General features: G+C 68.2%; 22 protein-coding genes. 9 read left to right on the forward strand and 13 right to left on the reverse strand.

Going from position 1 to position 15,364, the window contains the following annotated elements; all coding sequences use genetic code 11:
* Positions 1-219 (reverse strand): hypothetical protein (locus ACFSKW_RS45370; RefSeq protein WP_379580811.1); only part of this gene is annotated, 219 nt, incomplete at its 3' end.
* An 18-nt stretch (positions 220-237) separates the two neighbouring features.
* On the reverse strand, positions 238-456 hold the full coding sequence (locus tag ACFSKW_RS45375; RefSeq protein WP_379580812.1) for a WD40 repeat domain-containing protein: 219 nt from the start codon (positions 454-456) through the stop codon (positions 238-240).
* 296 nt (positions 457-752) lie between these two features.
* Here ACFSKW_RS45375 and ACFSKW_RS45380 point away from each other — a divergent pair, with 296 nt between their 5' ends.
* Positions 753-1,178: a hypothetical protein gene (locus ACFSKW_RS45380; protein ID WP_379580813.1), complete on the forward strand. Its 426-nt coding sequence runs from the start codon at positions 753-755 to the stop codon at positions 1,176-1,178.
* On the opposite strand, the gene ACFSKW_RS45385 is transcribed toward ACFSKW_RS45380, so the two are convergent.
* From ACFSKW_RS45385 to ACFSKW_RS45395, 3 genes are read right to left on the reverse strand one after another with little or no spacing between them, the layout of a single operon-like run.
* Positions 1,164-1,769 carry an SMI1/KNR4 family protein gene (locus ACFSKW_RS45385; RefSeq protein WP_379580814.1) on the reverse strand — a complete coding sequence of 202 codons (606 nt, stop codon included), beginning with the start codon at positions 1,767-1,769 and terminating at the stop codon, positions 1,164-1,166. The two genes, ACFSKW_RS45380 and ACFSKW_RS45385, sit on opposite strands and share 15 nt — an antisense overlap.
* A gap of 58 nt (positions 1,770-1,827) precedes the next feature.
* Positions 1,828-2,286: a hypothetical protein gene (locus ACFSKW_RS45390; RefSeq protein WP_379580815.1), complete on the reverse strand. Its 459-nt coding sequence runs from the start codon at positions 2,284-2,286 to the stop codon at positions 1,828-1,830.
* Complete coding sequence (locus ACFSKW_RS45395) at positions 2,211-3,320, reverse strand: hypothetical protein (protein WP_379580816.1); 1,110 nt, start codon at positions 3,318-3,320, stop codon at positions 2,211-2,213. Before ACFSKW_RS45395 ends, ACFSKW_RS45390 begins: the two co-directional genes overlap by 76 nt.
* 625 nt (positions 3,321-3,945) lie before the next feature.
* Here ACFSKW_RS45395 and ACFSKW_RS45400 point away from each other — a divergent pair.
* On the forward strand, positions 3,946-4,383 hold the full coding sequence (locus ACFSKW_RS45400) for a DUF4158 domain-containing protein (RefSeq protein WP_379580817.1): 438 nt from the start codon (positions 3,946-3,948) through the stop codon (positions 4,381-4,383).
* Here the strand turns inward: ACFSKW_RS45400 and ACFSKW_RS45405 are convergent.
* Positions 4,318-5,220: a LysR family transcriptional regulator gene (locus ACFSKW_RS45405; protein ID WP_379580818.1), complete on the reverse strand. Its 903-nt coding sequence runs from the start codon at positions 5,218-5,220 to the stop codon at positions 4,318-4,320. The genes ACFSKW_RS45400 and ACFSKW_RS45405 overlap by 66 nt on opposite strands.
* A 188-nt stretch (positions 5,221-5,408) precedes the next feature.
* Here ACFSKW_RS45405 and ACFSKW_RS45410 point away from each other — a divergent pair, with 188 nt between their 5' ends.
* On the forward strand, positions 5,409-5,702 hold the full coding sequence (locus ACFSKW_RS45410) for a DUF1330 domain-containing protein (protein ID WP_379580819.1): 294 nt from the start codon (positions 5,409-5,411) through the stop codon (positions 5,700-5,702).
* Positions 5,703-5,942: 240 nt separating this feature from the next.
* Positions 5,943-6,281 (forward strand): cation efflux transmembrane domain-containing protein, encoded by a 339-nt coding sequence (locus tag ACFSKW_RS45415; protein ID WP_379580820.1) that lies wholly within the window; start codon positions 5,943-5,945, stop codon positions 6,279-6,281.
* Between the two features lie 101 nt (positions 6,282-6,382).
* On the opposite strand, the gene ACFSKW_RS45420 is transcribed toward ACFSKW_RS45415, so the two are convergent.
* The 5 genes from ACFSKW_RS45420 to ACFSKW_RS45440 all read right to left on the reverse strand — a co-directional run bounded on the left by ACFSKW_RS45420 (position 6,383) and on the right by ACFSKW_RS45440 (position 10,060).
* The gene (locus tag ACFSKW_RS45420; protein ID WP_379580821.1) at positions 6,383-6,622 is read right to left on the reverse strand and encodes a nuclear transport factor 2-like protein; all 240 of its coding nucleotides are present in this window, start codon (positions 6,620-6,622) and stop codon (positions 6,383-6,385) included.
* 183 nt (positions 6,623-6,805) lie between these two features.
* Positions 6,806-7,708 carry a hypothetical protein gene (locus ACFSKW_RS45425; RefSeq protein WP_379580822.1) on the reverse strand — a complete coding sequence of 301 codons (903 nt, stop codon included), beginning with the start codon at positions 7,706-7,708 and terminating at the stop codon, positions 6,806-6,808.
* Between the two features lie 272 nt (positions 7,709-7,980).
* Positions 7,981-8,820 (reverse strand): NAD(P)H-binding protein, encoded by an 840-nt coding sequence (locus ACFSKW_RS45430; protein ID WP_379580823.1) that lies wholly within the window; start codon positions 8,818-8,820, stop codon positions 7,981-7,983.
* 168 nt (positions 8,821-8,988) lie between these two features.
* Positions 8,989-9,546, reverse strand: a complete 558-nt coding sequence (locus ACFSKW_RS45435; RefSeq protein WP_379580824.1) for a YceI family protein — start codon at positions 9,544-9,546, stop codon at positions 8,989-8,991.
* A gap of 7 nt (positions 9,547-9,553) precedes the next feature.
* Entirely contained in the window at positions 9,554-10,060 is a 507-nt protein-coding gene (locus tag ACFSKW_RS45440) for a nuclear transport factor 2 family protein (protein WP_379580825.1), read from the reverse strand.
* A gap of 108 nt (positions 10,061-10,168) precedes the next feature.
* On the opposite strand from ACFSKW_RS45440, the gene ACFSKW_RS45445 reads away from it, so the two are divergent.
* Entirely contained in the window at positions 10,169-11,134 is a 966-nt protein-coding gene (locus tag ACFSKW_RS45445; protein ID WP_379580826.1) for a LysR family transcriptional regulator, read from the forward strand.
* Here the strand turns inward: ACFSKW_RS45445 and ACFSKW_RS45450 are convergent, their stop codons facing one another.
* Positions 11,135-11,470 (reverse strand): DUF4158 domain-containing protein, encoded by a 336-nt coding sequence (locus tag ACFSKW_RS45450; RefSeq protein WP_379580827.1) that lies wholly within the window; start codon positions 11,468-11,470, stop codon positions 11,135-11,137.
* Positions 11,471-12,170: 700 nt separating this feature from the next.
* On the opposite strand from ACFSKW_RS45450, the gene ACFSKW_RS45455 reads away from it, so the two are divergent.
* The 3 genes from ACFSKW_RS45455 (at position 12,171) to ACFSKW_RS45465 (ending at position 13,449) form a co-directional block, all read left to right on the forward strand.
* Positions 12,171-12,743, forward strand: a complete 573-nt coding sequence (locus tag ACFSKW_RS45455) for a hypothetical protein (RefSeq protein ID WP_379580828.1) — start codon at positions 12,171-12,173, stop codon at positions 12,741-12,743.
* Positions 12,744-12,918: 175 nt separating this feature from the next.
* The gene (locus ACFSKW_RS45460) at positions 12,919-13,200 is read left to right on the forward strand and encodes a hypothetical protein (RefSeq protein ID WP_379580829.1); all 282 of its coding nucleotides are present in this window, start codon (positions 12,919-12,921) and stop codon (positions 13,198-13,200) included.
* Positions 13,201-13,449, forward strand: a complete 249-nt coding sequence (locus tag ACFSKW_RS45465) for a hypothetical protein (RefSeq protein ID WP_379580830.1) — start codon at positions 13,201-13,203, stop codon at positions 13,447-13,449.
* Positions 13,450-14,028: 579 nt separating this feature from the next.
* On the opposite strand, the gene ACFSKW_RS45470 is transcribed toward ACFSKW_RS45465, so the two are convergent.
* Complete coding sequence (locus ACFSKW_RS45470; protein ID WP_379580831.1) at positions 14,029-14,451, reverse strand: RICIN domain-containing protein; 423 nt, start codon at positions 14,449-14,451, stop codon at positions 14,029-14,031.
* A 307-nt stretch (positions 14,452-14,758) separates the two neighbouring features.
* Between ACFSKW_RS45470 and ACFSKW_RS45475 the strand changes: the two genes are divergently transcribed.
* Complete coding sequence (locus tag ACFSKW_RS45475; RefSeq protein WP_379580832.1) at positions 14,759-15,001, forward strand: hypothetical protein; 243 nt, start codon at positions 14,759-14,761, stop codon at positions 14,999-15,001.
* The last annotated feature ends 363 nt before the right edge of the window (positions 15,002-15,364 follow it).

Here is a 15,364-nt window from a genome sequence, read left to right on the forward strand (position 1 = left end):
CGCGATGCCGCCGTCCCAGTGCACGGCAGCCACCCACTCACCGTCGGGCGCCATGGCCAGGCCGCCGACGAACGAGGGCGTCTCCAGCGTGGGAGCCAGCCGCCTGCCCTGCGCGTCCCACAGGTCCATCCGGTCGGAGCCTGCCGTGGCCATCCAGGTGCCGTCGGGGGCGATGGCCAGGTGCTTGACGGCCTCCACCGACGTCTTGATGGTGGTCACTGGGGTGCCGTCGGCGTATCACAGCCTGGCGCGGCCGTCGCGGCCGCCGGCCGCCAGCCAGGAGCCGTCGGGGGCGATGGCCACCGTGTCGACCCAGTCGTCGCACGCCTTGAGCGTCCTGATGGGCGTGCCGTCCCGCTCGAAGAGCCGGACCAGGCCGTCGGAGTCGGCGGTCGCGAGCCAGCGGCCGGCGGGCGAGATCGCCACCGAGGTGAAGAAGGTCTCCTCCGTACCCATTGACCGGCGTATGTCCGGGTCAGTACATCTTGTCACGGCTTAGCACTAATACTCGCGAGTAGAGTCCCGACCCCCAAGACGGCGGTGGTGACCGGTGAGCGGCCCCCCGCAGATCATTAGAGAGGATCCGACACACCCTCGAACGGGGCGACCTTGCTCTGGCGTCAGGAGGTCTGCTGCGCGGCCTCCCGCCACCGCCCTCCACGACGAACCCGCTGTGGCGCTCGCCGAACTAGTTCATCGTCCACGCCGTAAGCGAATCGAGATCTTAACCGTGAAGCCTGGCGTCACCGCAGGTGAGACGGTACTTCGTTGGAAATTTCTTCGTTGCTACCGGGACCCCGCCGGACCGCCTGCTGCCCGTCGACCTCCTGGCCTACACAGCCGACGTCTGGAGGGCGCGCTTCTCCCCAGACCGCGTAGGGGATGAGTCGTGGGGATACGCGTTCCTGGACGGCGTGGTGCTGGACGACCCGGACGGCGTCGTCGCCCAGCTCCGCACCGACGCGGCCGAGATCCACGCGCACTACCGCGTGCCGGCGCACATCAGGGCCCACTACGCGGGGCTGTGGAAGCATCTGCGCCCCAAGAGCCTGGCCCTGCTCCGCACGATCCCGGAGAAGGCCGATCAAGTCCGCAACCGCAAGAAACGCGGTTCGCCGCCGAAGTTCGACAAGAGTGGCTGTGACCAGCACTCGCGACAGGCCCTATTGGTTGGCTGATCGTGGCAAACCGGAGTCGGGGTCCAATCCCGCTTTCCAGCGCTTCTGTGCTTCGAGCCAGTGCACGTAGCGCGGCGAGGCGTCACGCAGGTCGATGCTGAGGGGGTAGGGATCGTACTCGTCCAGGAGCAGCATGCGGAGGAATTCGACCATGCCGCAGGGGAAGAGTGTGAAGTCCTCGTGGGTGTGTCGGCCGCAGACCAGGACGGGCCACTGGTCGGGGTCGGGGTCGGTGGTCAGCCAGCACAGGATGTCGGGGCCCGAGGTGATGCCCCAGGCGAGGATGTGGTTCGGGTCGATGTCGAGGCCTTCTTGACCGCCCAGCATCTCCCAGGTGTAACGGGCGTTCTCCGTCTCCTCCTCGAAGGTCCCGGGGTCCCACTGGATGTATTCCTTAGGCAACGGCATGAGGATGCCGACCTCGGCGAACGAGCCGGCGCCATAGATGGACATGAAGTCCATGTAGTCACGCGGGAACCGTGTGCCCCACCGCGCTTCTGCTGCCGACCAGTCGATTCCCTCGTCCGCGCCGAGATCTGAAGGCAGGATCTTGGTCAGCGCTGCGATACCTGTCGGGTCTTCCACGGCCATCCCTTCGACGACGTGGCCGGGAGTCTACGAGGTCACACCGACACAACACCGCAACGGGTCAGACGCGCCAGCGAGTGTGCCCAGCACTTTCGCAGGTTTTGAGTAGTTGGGTGGCGTCGCGGTACAGGCCACGGTCCCAGGCGGCGTCCCCGAGGACGTACAGGTCGGCGGGGTGGGCGCGGGCGGCGGCCGCGGTCCAGAAGCCGGGCGGGGGGATCTGGCCGGCGCGGTGGCGGCGGCCGTGCTGTTCCAGGTAGTCGGCCAGCCGGTACACCGGCCCCTCTGCGCCCTCCACGGCGGCTGGGGGTCTGGCGGTGCGGTGGCGGAAGCGGCCGGGGCGGATCCGGGTGACCGGCCCGCGGGCTCCCTTGCACGGCCGGGCGGTGTAGGCCAGGGCCTGCTCCAGCCAGTCCTCTCCCAGTTGGTCCCATTGCGCATCGGTCAGATAGGCCGGTGCGGCGGCCTCCAGCAGCGCCAGCGGCAGGGCGTTGCGGTGCCCCAGCCGGCGGGCGTCCATCGCCGCCCAGATGACCGCCTTGGCCGCTGGCGGCGCCGCGGCGAACCGTGCCAACAGCTCGGGCTCTCCGGCCAGGTACTGGGTGATGTGCCCGTCCTCGGCATGCCGGACGGCGGCGCCCAGTCGCGCGTCGACCCCGGCCGCCCGCCCATGGCGTCCAGGCCGGCGCCGGTGAAGGTCTCGGGCAGCTCGATCACCGTGCCGTCCAGCACCCGGGCCACCTGCGAGCCGGACTGCCTGGTGAGGGCCTCACGATGGTCGTGCCACAGCGTGCCCAGCACCAGCACCAGCACCGGGGCCCGGGCCGGGTCGGTCAGCAGGCTGCGCAGCTTGGCCGCGACCCCCTCGGCGGCATCACCGGATGCGCCCAGGTAATCCTGGGTCTCGTTCAGCCACACCACCGTGCAGGGCCCGACCCGGTCCAGCGCCGCCACCGCCGCCTGCGGGCGGGTCGGATCATAGGGGTGCCACAGCCGCCACCCGCCCGCCCGGCGCAGCGGTGTCAGGGCCTCCCACAAGGCCCGGGTCTTGCCCGCCGACGACCCGGCCACCAGCACCGCCATCGCACTGCGCCCGCTGGCGGCCCGGGCGACCACCGCGGCGAGCCGATCGTCATGCGCCCGCCGCACATACGGCGGCAGCGACGGCAACTCGCCCGCGTCCTCCAGGGTGATCGGCCGGTGCACCTCCAGCGCGAACGGATCGCTCACCTCGCTCAACAGCTGGCCCACACCGGTACCGGAATGGCCTGCCGGAGCGGCGGGGGAGTCGGCGCGTTCGTCCTGGTCGGCGGTCAGCAGCTGGGACCACTTTCGCTGGGTGACGGGTTCCTCCCTGGCCCAGGCGGCCAGAACCTCACCGACCTTGGTCAACTGGTCCACGTCCCGGGGCAGGGACTTGCCGGTCGACCACATGTTCACCGTCGTCTTCGGCACTTTCGCCTGGGCGGCCAGCCGGTCCCGCGTCACCTGCTCACCGTGATGGCCGACGTGGTGGACGGCCTGGTCCCACAGCCGCGCAAGCTCCGCCAGCACCCGCGAGGACACATTCGCTCCGGCCGCGGGACGAAACGGCTTGGACACTCCCCGCCACCTGTGCGCTTTGCCCGAGAGTGTGGATCCGGCTCGTACCAAGCCGGACCCGCACCTGACCAGGAGAGTAATCGCCGCGCCGCTGTCCGGATCCGCAATCGGTGGGATCGGCACCGTTTCCCCTGGTTAATGGAGCCATATGCCCTGCTAGACGGGTAAACGACCACGGAGACCAAACGATGACGCCCTCATCTGATTTGACGCGTACCGAACGACTTCTGCTGGCTGCTGCCGCGATTCGCGGCGCCCTCGCCGGAGCCGTACGCGCCCTTATCACTTGGATGCTCGATCACCACATCCGCTGAGTGACCGCATGCTCGCCGCCTCCCCGGAGGGCGGCGAGCACACGGACGGCGAGGGCCGTGTTCCACGACGCCCTGCGGCCTCTCCAGCGCCGCATTGAAGGGGTGCAGCCAAGGTACGGCGGAAACCGGCAATAGGCTGAGCGGCCCTCGGGTTTGCGCTGGTGAGGGCAGGGGTTCCCGGATGTGATCGATCTCAGCCCTCGGCGTAGTTGATCTTTTGGTACGTTCCTCGATCCGTATGGTTGATATTTACGGGTCTGAGGTTGTGGCGTGACGTCGATCGAGCGGACCGCGTCGCGTGGGCGAGTGGGCAGGTGCGGTCGGACAACCACCTGCTGGCACTGATGGTGCAGCTGAAGTGCTTCAACCGGATGGGCTATTTCCCCCGGCTGGATGACGTCCCGGAGGCAGTGGTGGCCCACATCCGCCGAGATCTCGGGCTGGGCGAGGACGTCGCCGCGGTGTACGACTCGGACCGGACCCGGGGCCATCATCGGATGCTGATCCGCCCGCGTAGCGAGGTCGTGTCGGACATTCAGCAAGACCGCCGTCGTCGTCATCACCGCGAAGTCCGCCGGGCACAGGGTCTTGGGCCTCGCCACCGCAGACGTCCGTCTCGCTTGACCTCTTGCGCGTCAGTCCGGCAGCCAGTGCAGCTCGTGCGCCAGGGCTTTGGCGACGGCACGGATGCGGCGGTGTAGTGGCGACTGCTCGCGTGGGAGGACCAGGTGGAACGTCAGGCTGGGCGCGCCCCGCAGCGGTCGCCAGGTGAGACCGGCCGGTTGTGCCGTGGCCGCGGCTTCTCCGGCCGGGGCGAGGGTGACCCCGTCGCGCAGGTCGCGCTGAGACATGTCGAAAGAGACTGCGGGCGTGTGGAATCGGGGGTGTGGTCGGGTGTCTCGGAACAGTGCGGACAGCTGATCGTGGATCACGGGGTTGGCCGCACGGTCTGGGAGTCGCAGCGGATACGCGGCCGCGTCGGCGATCTCGATCTCCGGGTGTTCGGCCAGCGGATGGTGCTGCGCCAGCTGGACCCCGATGCGCGCACGCCGCAGCAGGAACCGGCGCACGCCACGGCCCGGCTGTTCACCGCGGGTGATCCCGGCATCGATGCGGCCGTCGGCGACCGCGGGGGAGATCTCCGGTGTCGCCATCGGGACCGCGCCGACCTCGAGTCCGCTGTTGCCGCGAATCAGCCTGTCCACCAGGGCCGGTGCCGTCTCGGCCCCGGCGCTGAGGCTGTATCCGATGCGCACCGTGCCCAGTTCACCGGCCGCCGTGCTCCGGGCGGTGTCCCATGCCCGATCCAGCGCCGCCAGCGCGGGCGGCGCGGACTCCGCCAAAGCCGCACCGGCCGTGGTCAAAACGACGCTACGCGTGTTGCGGACCAGCAGGGCCGTACCGAGTTCCGCCTCCAACCGGCGCATCCGGGCGCTGAGTGCGGGCTGTGCGATACCGATCCGTGCGGCCGCGCGGGTGAAGTTCAACTCCTGCGCCAGCACCAGGAAGTACCGCAGGCTCACCGTATCCGGCGCCACGTGCCCTCCCTGCCGATTGATAACGATCCGTTCTGAGTCTATCCCGTACCGGTCTTTCCCTCGGCCGCACATCAAGCCCTAACCTGCGCATATGGCGATTCAACTGACCGCAGTACCCGTCGCCGGGATCGATCGATCTGAGTGTCAATTCGAAGTCGGACGATTCCGGCCGAACACAGGAGGTTTCCATGGCTAAGGGCTACTGGGTCAGTGTCTACCCCGCCATTTCCGACCCTGAGAGGCTGACTGCCTACGACAAGCTGGCCGGTCCGGCTGTCCGGGCTGGGGGCGGGCGCGTCCTGTCCCGTGGCGGTCGAGTCGTCGCCCACGAGGCCGGAATCACGCAACGCGTCGTTCTGATCGAGTTCGACAGCTTTGAACAGGCCGTCGCGGCATACGAGAGCGAGGCATACCAGAAGGCGCTGGTGGCCCTCCCCGACGGCGTCGAGCGCGACTTCCGCATCATCGAAGGCATCGACTGACCGGCGGGCCCAGCCATCGCTGAGCATCCGTCACCTGAAACGCACACGGTGCTGAACGACGTCTCACGAGACGAGTTCGAAGCGATGCCCCGCGTCCCAGTTCGTCGTCGACGTCCTCGACGGCCTGATCCCTGTCGGCGGCTCGCCGCGCTACCCAACGTCGAGCAACTTGCCTGACTTGCCTGATACGGCGATCAAGCTCTGACCTGCCACAACGGCGATTTCGGTGCGGGGTTCGCGTTGCTGGCCGCCTACCTGCTGGTGCAGTCCACCTGGGTGCTGGTGGCCGGCTTCCGCCCGCACCACTCCCCGCTGGGCATCGCCTCGACCGCCGTCACCGCGGCGGTGATGTTCGCGCTCGCCTTCGGCAAGGCCCGCACCGGCGCGGCCCTGGTCAACCCGGTACTGAAGACCGAGGGCCGCGTCACCCTGATCGACGGCCTGTTGGCCGCCGCCGTGCTGGTCGGCCTGGTGCTCAACTCCCTGGCCGGCCTCTGGTGGGCCGACCCACTGGCCGGGTACGTCCTCGTCTACTACGCGGTCCGCGAGGTCAAGGAGATCTTCTTCGGCGAGGACTGACCGCGCCAGCTGGCCGACACGAGCACGTCACCGGCCGCTCCGCGCAGGAAGCCAATCGGCCCGTGGGGGCGGAATCGAAGTCTTCTCCCGAGCGACGGGGCTCAGCGAGGGTTCGGCAAGTGGTTGTCGAGATCCCGTGGGTCCGGACGGTCTGTGATCTGGGGAGCGCTGGCCTCTTCGACGCCGCACTCGATGAGATGGCCTAGTATCGTCGCCATCTTCTCGGTGTCCTCGACCACGTTGACACGTGTGATCTGGCCCCAGCGCAGCTCGATCGTCTGGGCGAACTCGTTGTTGAAGGGGTGGCCGGCGACCGTACCGCTGGTCCGCAGGAGCGCCACGACCCGAGTACTCCCTGGTTCTTCGGTTGATGCTTCCGTCCTAACTCCTTGCTATTCGCGACGGCGTCCTGCGTCCACGGCTACTCGCCCAATTCCTCGGTTATGACCGAGCAGCGATCTCCCAGCCTTGAAGGCTGAAAGGCGTCCGCCGCCGGCGGCAGTCACACCGGCGACGTAGTTTCGCTACGGACGGTCTCCCGCGGACTTCACGGTGAACGCGACGGACACGAGCCAGATGAGTCCGCCGAAGCGCACCACTGGCAGCAGGTAGCCGAAGCCGGCGGCCATCGGGGTGAATACGGCGAGCAGCCCGGCGACGGCGATGGCCAGCCCGGTCCAGGTGACAGCGCGCGGCAGCGTACCGGTGCGCATGCCTGCTGCGGTGACTCCCGCGATGAGTACCGCGAACGTCACCGCAAAGGCGACGCCCCCGGACATGAACGCCAGGTCGGCCAGGTCGCGGGCTCGGGCCGCCCCGGTGGCGCTTGCGCCGAGCCAGCCGAACACAGCGCTGGCGATCAGTGCGGCGCCGGCCGACACGCCGCCGATCAGCGGGATCGCTGTGCGCAGCCGCCGCTGCAGGACGGCCGCCGACCACACCAGCGGGGCCGTGGCGGCGGCCAATAGGACCGCGCCCAGCATGATCGCGGTGGGATGGGTTTGGCCGTACTGCAGAACCTCGGCTGCTGACGCGGTCGGTTGTGGAGTGTTTCGGTTGGTCACCACGTAGGCGATGGTGAGCGCGACGTAGCTGAACACAGCGGCCAGCAGCGGCGTCTTCGACGGGGCAGTGGCGGGGACGGTGGTGGGGGCGGTGGTCATGGGTTCTCCTCGATAGATTTCCGGTACGCGGGGGGTTGTCCGATCACGCCCGGTGGTGGCGGTGGCGTTGACGGTGATGGCGGCGGCGCGTTGGCGGCGGGGGGTCACCGCGGCGATCCCGGCAACGACGCCGGCAATGACGCCGGCGACGATGGCGGTGAGCGTTCCCAGTGCCTGAATGACGGCTCCGGTGAACGCGCCGATTGCGCTCGGGTCGGCCAGCCGGGCGAAGTACGCCGGGTTCATCACGGCACCGACGGTCATCCAGACGCCCATCGCGCTACCGACCAGTGGAGACCACGGCTAACGCCGCGGCCGCCAGCGACAGCACGGCGCCCGGGACGCCGGACAGACCCGACACGGCGGTGAGCTGGATCATGATTCCCGGCGGCGGGCCGCTACTAGAGCTCGTCAAAGCTTGCGGTGGTCCGGGCGGTTGCGGCCACCTTGTCGCCGCGGGACAGGGTGGCCTCGACGAGGTTGCGCTTATTCCTGGACTCGGCGATTAGCGGGGCGGTCTTCCTGTTCCGTCACGGTCAGGTCTGCGGCGGGTTGAATGCCGCCGCGTGGTGGGCGACCCATTGGGCGTAGGTGAACGGCGGTCGCCCGGTGACCTCTTCGACGGTCGGTAGTGTTTGCGCGCTTTTGCCGTCCAGGGTGGCGAGTCCATCGAGGTAGGCGTCAGCCACCGGTGTGGGCATTCCGTGGCCGAGCAACTGCTGCCGGAATTGCTCGCGTGGTACCTCCTGGAACCGCACTGGCCGTCCGATCGTCTCCGCGATGATCCGCACGCGGTCGATCTGGGTCAGCGACTGTGGTCCGGTGAGGAGGAAGGCCTCGCCGACCCGTGCGTCGAGAAGGGCGCGGACGGCGACCGCGGCGATATCGCGGGGGTCGATCGGGGGCACTGCGGCATTGCCGTAGACACCGCGTACGACATCACCGTCGGTGATCTGTTGGGCCCAGACGAGGTCGTTGGTCATGAAGTAGTCGGGGCGGATGAAGGTCCACGGCAGCCTGGACGCGGCGACGGCTCGTTCGACCTGCAGGTGCTGTTCGCCGATCAGCCCGGGCGTTGCGTAGGTGACGGCCGCTGACGACAGCAGTACGACATGTTGCAGGTTGGCCTGCTTGGCCGCGTCTAGGAAGCCGTCGAGGGCGTTGTGGAGTGGGAACAGGAAGGCCCGGTCGATGCCGGTCAGCGCTTCGGTCAGGGTTTCGGGTCGGGTCAGGTCGCCGGCCACGACTTCGACCTGGCCGGGGAACGCGTGGTCGGTGGGGTTGCGGGTGAGGACGCGGACCTTCTCCTCCACCTCCAGCAGTTGGCTGACGATGTTGGCGCCGACGTTTCCGGTGGCACCGGTGACCAGGATCATGATTGATCTCTCCTTCTTCCTTGGGGCCGGTCTTCGGCCTGTGGGGCTTGTTCGGCCGCAGGCAGGCCGTTTCTGGCTTGGCTGCCCTGGTGAGGGCGCCGGGGCCCATATGGTCCAGGCCGGTGCATCCCCGGCAGGGGAGTTTTGTGTCGATGCGGGATGGTCCGGTTAGAGCTGTCGGATTGCGGCGATGTCGAGTTCCAGCGCCACCGTCTTGCTGACCAGGCCGGCGGCGGCGGTCCAGTTCACGCCCCAGTCCTTGCGGTTGATCGTGGCGCTGCCCTTGAAATGGACCCGGAGGTTGCTCGACAGGTCGTCGCTCGACGGGTCGTGTTCGGCGCTGGTGAGTTCGAGGTTCACGGTGATCGGGTTGGTCACGCCGCGGATGGTCAGGGCACCGGTGAGCTTGAAGGTGGTCTCGCCGACCTGCTTCACCTCTCTCGAGGTGAAGGTGATGGTCGGGTGGTCGGCCAGGTTCAGGAACTTGCTGCGCAGGTACTCGTCGCGCTGCCGGTTGTGGGTCTGGATGCTGCCGGCCTGGATCGTGAGTTCGACGCTTGACTCGGACGGGTCGCCGCCGTCCAGGTACGCACCTCCCTTGAACTGGTCGAACTGTCCGCGCACCTTGGGGCCGATGGTGTGCCGGGCGAGGAAGCGAATCCGGGTGTGGGCCGGGTCAAGGGTGTAGCCGCCGGTCAAGTCGTTGAGCACGATCGTGGTCGTCATGTCACTCCTAGATGTGTGGGAGGAATGAGCCGTTGGGCTCCGAGCTGGCGGTGGGTCGCGCGAAGGCCGCGGGCGCTGCGGGGGGCGGCGACCCCGCGAGCGGAGTGGGGTCGAGGTATTTGACTTCGTAGACACGCTCGGTGAATTTCCAGCCCTCGAGGGTGCGCTGGTAGCGGTCGTGGTAGAGGGCGTAGTTCAGATGCGAGCTGCCGTCGCGCATCCGCCCGAACTCCTGGATGTAAGCCCGGCCGACCGCGGTGTCGCCGTCGATCTGGATGGTGCCGGGGTGGATGTTCTGCACGAAGAACTCCCAGAGCCCTTGCCCCCACGTGATCCCGGCGCGGATCTCGTCCCGGCCGACGAATGCCTTGCCGATGTGCGGCCACCGCATGGCGGCGTCGGGGGTGAACAGCGATGCGACGCGGTCGTAGTCGCGCATCATCACCGCGTCGGTGAGCTCGGCGCGCAGCGCCTCGATCTCGACGCGGTCGGCGATGGCCTGCATGTTGCTCATCGGTTCCCTGCCTTCTCGACGTGTCAGGTGGTGGTGTCCAGCATCGGGGCAGGTCAGCGGCGGAACAATGTAAGGTTTGTGGGGCGATCTATAACGTGGGGGTTATGTGTGGAGCTACGGGACATCGAGATCTTCCTGACGCTCGCCGAGGAACTGCACTTCGGCCGCACCGCCGAACGGCTACGCGTGTCCCAGGCGCGCGTCAGCCAGGCCATCAGCAAACAAGAACGGCGCATTGGCGTAGCGCTGTTCGACCGCACCAGCCGGCGCGTGAGCCTGACCCCGGTCGGTCGGCGCCTCCGCGAAGATCTGCAGCAGGCCTACGACCTGCTCCACGAGGGGCTGGCCCGCGCCGAAGCAGCAGGCCTGGGCGCGCGCCAGACCCTCCGGCTGGGCGTTTTCGGCCATGCCGGATATGAACTACGCCCACTCGTCGACGCGTTCCGCGCCCGCTATCCAGGCAGTGACGTCCAGTTCAGCGAGGTCACCGGCGGCGACCCGTTCGCCGCCCTACGCACCGACGACGCCGACGCGCACGTGCTGTGGTTGCCGGTGGCCGAACCGGATCTCACCGTCGGTCCCACAGTGCTCACCAGCGGGCGTGTGCTGGCGGTGTCGGCCGACCATCCGCTAGCCGATCGCGGCAGCGCGTCCCTGGAAGACCTCGCCGACAACCACGTCGTCGACCTCGGCCCCGGCGCCCCCGAGTACTGGGTCGCCTCCATGGTCCCCGTCCGTACGCCGCTCGGCCGCCGCATCCCGCGCGGGCCTATCGCGCGCACCTTCCACGAGATCCTTGCCCTGGTCGCCGCCGGACACTGCGTCCACCCGCTGGGCGAAATCGCCGCCCGCTACAACAGCCCTCCCGGCATCGTCTTCGTGCCCATCCGCGACGCCCCCGCGCTTCAGTTCGCCTTGATCTGGCGGTCCACCGCCGATAGCCCCGCCATCCGCGCACTGGCCCAGACCGCCGCCGACCTCGGCCCCATCTCGCTGAACCAAGCCCACGTGGACACAGCCGACGGGCAGCTTCCAGGCGGGGCCATTTCAGACCGTCACACCAACCCGAATTGATCACCAAGTGAGGCCCTGCGCTGGGGCGACCTGAGCCGCGATACGGGCGCGGTCCTCGGCGCCCAGCCTCGACCGCATGACATCCTCTCCCAGCTCCAGGCACCGCCGGACATGCTCCACCACCACCGGCGGCACCTCACGGGACTTGGCGAAGTGGCCCAGCCGCTGAAGGATCTTCAGCGCGAGCGTCGGTGCCCGCAGGTGCTCATCGGTGTCGGTCTTCTCCCGCGCCCGCGCCATCTCCTCGGCCGAGGGGGAGTAGAAGAGGTACAGCTCACGCGTCATCCCCAGGCGCGGGAACACTCGATAGGCGGTCCGTTCGACCGACGTCACCACACACGCCTCCCGGCTCGCCCCGCCGGCGGACGAGACACACCGTAGCGAGGCGAACGCGCACCAGCAGGCGAAGAAGATCACAGCTTCATCACCCTCGCTGCGCAACCCTTGTCACCAAGATCATCCCGATGTGGGTTTGCGCTTGTGCGGTCTGACCCCCTCTCAGGGACGCCGTTGAGCTCGCTCTCCCGGGCCAGGGCCTTCAGGCCGGCGACGAGGTCACCGTGACGTTTCGCGGCGTGATGGGAAGTCCCAGCCCTGACGCTGTGGTCACCGTCCAGCGTCTAGGCCCACGCGAATACCGCTGACCGGGCTTCAGGGGAGTGGATCGATGCGCACTTCTGGCCACAGCGACCGCAACGGCTCGGATTCGCCGGTGGAGTTTGGATACCTTCCACCTGAGCGCTGGTGCAATGCGTCTCACGCTCCAGCATCGCGCCCCAGCCGCCTGTACCAAGGCCACGACACGCGGTGGCAAGACGCACGTGGCTATAGCCATCTTCACCAGCGCGTCGCCGTGGCCGGAACCTGGCCGCAGCGAAGCCCCAGCCAGGTTCGCCCCCTGCCGTACGCCAATCGACAACGGGCAACCATCCCCTGGCGCTAACTGTAGTTAGTGCTGGTGCGAGAGTGCGGCCGCCACCCCCGCACGCCATGTCATGCGCTCTGAGCACCACTGACCAGGAGGAGAGGACTCCCGTTGCACCCGTCCTTCGAAGGGCTCCACGACCAGCACGCTGACATCGCGGCCCTGCTGGACCAGCAGCCGGCCCCGCTCGACATCCCCGCGTTCTGCGAAGCGCTCAGCGCCCACCTCGGACGCTCGATCATCGCCGCGCCCTTCGACCCCGACAGCATCGGGGCGGACGCGTCGACGTGCTTCTGGGCCCAGATCGAACGCGGCGACGTCCGCCACACCCTCATCGCCTACGCCGCCACCCCGGCCATTCCCGCAGACCAGCAGGCGGCCTGCTTCCTGGACATGCTCGCCGACATGCTGCGCACCGAGTCAGCCGACGACGACGCCGCACTCGAACGCCTGGCGGGCACCTTCGCCCCCGACCTCCTGGAGTTCGGCGGGCTGGACCTGATCAAGCAACTCGCCGCGAAGCCCGAAGAGCCAGCCACGCCCCAAGCTCCCCGCTCGAACGTGGCCGATCGACCGGCCACGAGCGGCCCACGTTCGAGCGGGTCAGCACGCTGGCACGCTAGCTTCGCCCATGATCGAGAAGGTCAGGACAACATCTCCCCCAGGCCAGCCAGCCATGCCTAGCCGCCTGGCCTGACGCTTCGTATCTTCCGGTACAAACGGCGCAAGTCTCGGCACCCGACAGGCGAGGGGCAGCATGGGGCGGTTCTGGGCATGGCTCACGACGGACAAGAGCAGCGTCAACGGACAATCTCCCGCCCCGCCACCGCCACCAGACGTCCCGCGCATCGAGCCCCGCATGGCAACCGACCTCGGCGAAGCCCTGACGGCCTACTGGCACAACAGACACTGGCTGGGCATGGACGGCTTCATCAAATGGCTGTACGACACCGGCCAGATCTCCGAGGCCAGGTTCGCGCTCAAGGAGATCAAGAAGATGCCGGACCCTCCTGCCAGCCTGCTAAAGCGGCTGCGCCCGATCGAGAAACTGCTGGAGGCTCGGCTACACGAGCAGTTGCCGCACCCCCCGCCTGACTCCCATGCTCGCGGTGACCTGGCCGACGCCGCTGGAATCCCATGAATGGAATCCCAGCGATGGGCCGACCAGGACGAGCCGCCTGCGAGGCAGCAGGAACGCCGCCGCTACGCCCGCGACGGCGGCGGCCCGACCGAGCTCGCGCTGCTGGTCGAACGCGACAAGCTCGCCGCCGGCTTGCCCAGCATCCAGGCGGCTGAGCGCGCTGAACATTGGCTGCAGCAGGACCGGCAGCAGCCTCGCGATCGCCTCACTTCGGTCCCGTGCGGGGCTGGGGACGATCATCGTGGTTGATCTTGTCGCCCAACTGGGCGGCAAGATCAACCAGGGCTGTCGGGTGTCTCAGTCCGGCTTGTCTCGATCGCGGCCAAGAGCTCTCGAAGTTCAGTCACGACCTGCTTCACGGCCCCGGGGTTGTTGTGTGTGGCCTGGCGGATGCCGTCGACGGCGATGAGGCGAGTCGCACACCCGCGAGGCCACCCGGCTCAACCGCCGACCGGGCGAGGCGGGCGCGAACCTGCCCCCGGAGGCGTTCAAGCAGGCGCCGGCGACCGTCGAGGCGGCGGCCCCTGGGACCGGCGGCGGGTGGACGGTGGGCCAGTTACGCGCCGCGCTTCGGAACCAGAGGAACCAGACCGTGAAGTTCCCCAAGCCGCGCTTCTACCGGGTAGGCGATCGCGTGCAGCTGTGCGGCGCCTACGACGTCATCGGCTACGTACGAGAGGTGCGCCGACGCAACCATCTGCCGTACTTCGGGTGCCTAGTGTGGTGTCCACCAACGTTCACCGGCTCCGATGATCACAGATGGGCCGTGCGTATGAGTGCGTGAGGCCTGGGCGAACTGGGCCCAGGCCTCATCTGTTGAGCTCTGGCTTATGCGCGGCTGAAGAGCCACTCGGGGGTGTACCCGCCGGACGGAAGGATTGCGACGTGCGGGGGCCAGATACGGAGGAGGCTCGGGGCCAGGAAGAAGGAGTCGCTTGAGGCGGCTGAGGCGAGCAGGTAAGTGTCTGGCTCTTCGTCCGGACCTTGGGAGACTTGCCAGGTGAAGGGCTGCTTGGATCCTCTGATCATCATGTCAGCTTGGTTGGGATCGCGGTCGCTTCCCAGGTAGAGGCCCGATACGACATTGCGCAGGGTGTAGGCGTCCGATTCGGAGCTCACCTCCCACTTCTGTGTGGGGTTGCCATCCCGCTGGAGCAGCAGGATGGGTGCGTCAGGGCCCTGGTGGGTGAGCTGGCCTCCGGGGCCCATGATCGTGTAGATGCCGTTGGGAATGGGCTGGTTACTGCTCATATAGTGCCTCCCGTATGTAATCGAATTACGACTGCCTGTAGCCACCTACCCCCACGACTCTCAAGGCTCTCCCCGAGCCGCTGCAACTTCTAGATAGAACAGTCCGCGAGTGCGGTATCCACGAACCTTCGCGGATCGGCGTAGGTCGTCAAACCCTCGGCACTCCCTAAGCCCAGAGCCGGTGGACCGCCGCGCTGTCCGGCTTCCAACAGCGTCACCTGCCCGCTGTGCACGCCGCCCAGGCACGCGGCCCACAGCTGGCCAGCGATCTCGGGCTCGGCGCCGCCCAGCCACAGCTGGTGGGCGCGTGAGCGGCACTCACCGCGCGGCGCTGGACATCCAGCCCGGCTGGTACATCCACCTCGCCGCCGCCGCCGGCGGCGGGTGGACGCCCGTCCTGGTCCGGTTCGACACCATCACCACTGACGGCCAGCCGCGGGCGTGGTTCCTGCATCCCGACGTGGGCTTGATCGGCGCGGACGCCACCGACCTGATCCTCAGCCGCACCCCCGCTGAGCACCTCTGCTGTGCCAACGTCGACCCGTCATGACGACCGGGCCTCCGGTGCTGCCGCGTTCGCCGCACCTGAGGCCCGACCCCATCCCCACCCGCTCCTAAAAGGCGTCCTCCTCCCGAAGGCGTCCCCAGCCCCAAAGTAGGTCGACCGTTGCAGGTCAGAGGCGTGTTCCGGACGGCGCGGAGGCTGGGGTTTCGGCGGCGGGAGGGTGGTGCTGAGATGTGGCCGAATCCGCTCAGAGAACATGACCCATGCGCTGACCTGCGGCTATGCCACTTCGGTTCTGGGTTGTCGGCGCTAGTTGGCGGCTGGGGACGCCTTCGGGAGGAGGACGCCGAATGCTTGGCTCGGCGGGCGAGTATGCCGATCCCGGCCGCTTACGTCGCGGCGGCCTCC

The sequence above is a fragment of the Nonomuraea mangrovi genome, from assembly GCF_042681425.1.
GTDB classification, from domain to species: domain Bacteria; phylum Actinomycetota; class Actinomycetes; order Streptosporangiales; family Streptosporangiaceae; genus Nonomuraea; species Nonomuraea mangrovi.

Excerpts from the sequence above, each read along its gene's own strand:
- ACFSKW_RS45430 (WP_379580823.1), bottom strand. The coding sequence starts at position 8,820 with ATGATCCTGGTCACCGGTGCCACCGGAAACGTCGGCGCCAACATCGTC.
- ACFSKW_RS45385 (WP_379580814.1), bottom strand. The coding sequence starts at position 1,769 with ATGGCCGTGGAAGACCCGACAGGTATCGCAGCGCTGACCAAGATCCTG.
- ACFSKW_RS45375 (WP_379580812.1), bottom strand. The coding sequence starts at position 456 with ATGGGTACGGAGGAGACCTTCTTCACCTCGGTGGCGATCTCGCCCGCC.
- ACFSKW_RS45435 (WP_379580824.1), bottom strand. The coding sequence starts at position 9,546 with ATGACGACCACGATCGTGCTCAACGACTTGACCGGCGGCTACACCCTT.
- ACFSKW_RS45440 (WP_379580825.1), bottom strand. The coding sequence starts at position 10,060 with ATGAGCAACATGCAGGCCATCGCCGACCGCGTCGAGATCGAGGCGCTG.
- ACFSKW_RS45460 (WP_379580829.1), top strand. The coding sequence starts at position 12,919 with ATGGCAACCGACCTCGGCGAAGCCCTGACGGCCTACTGGCACAACAGA.
- ACFSKW_RS45470 (WP_379580831.1), bottom strand. The coding sequence starts at position 14,451 with ATGAGCAGTAACCAGCCCATTCCCAACGGCATCTACACGATCATGGGC.
- ACFSKW_RS45465 (WP_379580830.1), top strand. The coding sequence starts at position 13,201 with ATGGAATCCCAGCGATGGGCCGACCAGGACGAGCCGCCTGCGAGGCAG.
- ACFSKW_RS45410 (WP_379580819.1), top strand. The coding sequence starts at position 5,409 with ATGGCTAAGGGCTACTGGGTCAGTGTCTACCCCGCCATTTCCGACCCT.
- ACFSKW_RS45425 (WP_379580822.1), bottom strand. The coding sequence starts at position 7,708 with ATGACCGTCGGTGCCGTGATGAACCCGGCGTACTTCGCCCGGCTGGCC.
- ACFSKW_RS45390 (WP_379580815.1), bottom strand. The coding sequence starts at position 2,286 with ATGGACGCCCGCCGGCTGGGGCACCGCAACGCCCTGCCGCTGGCGCTG.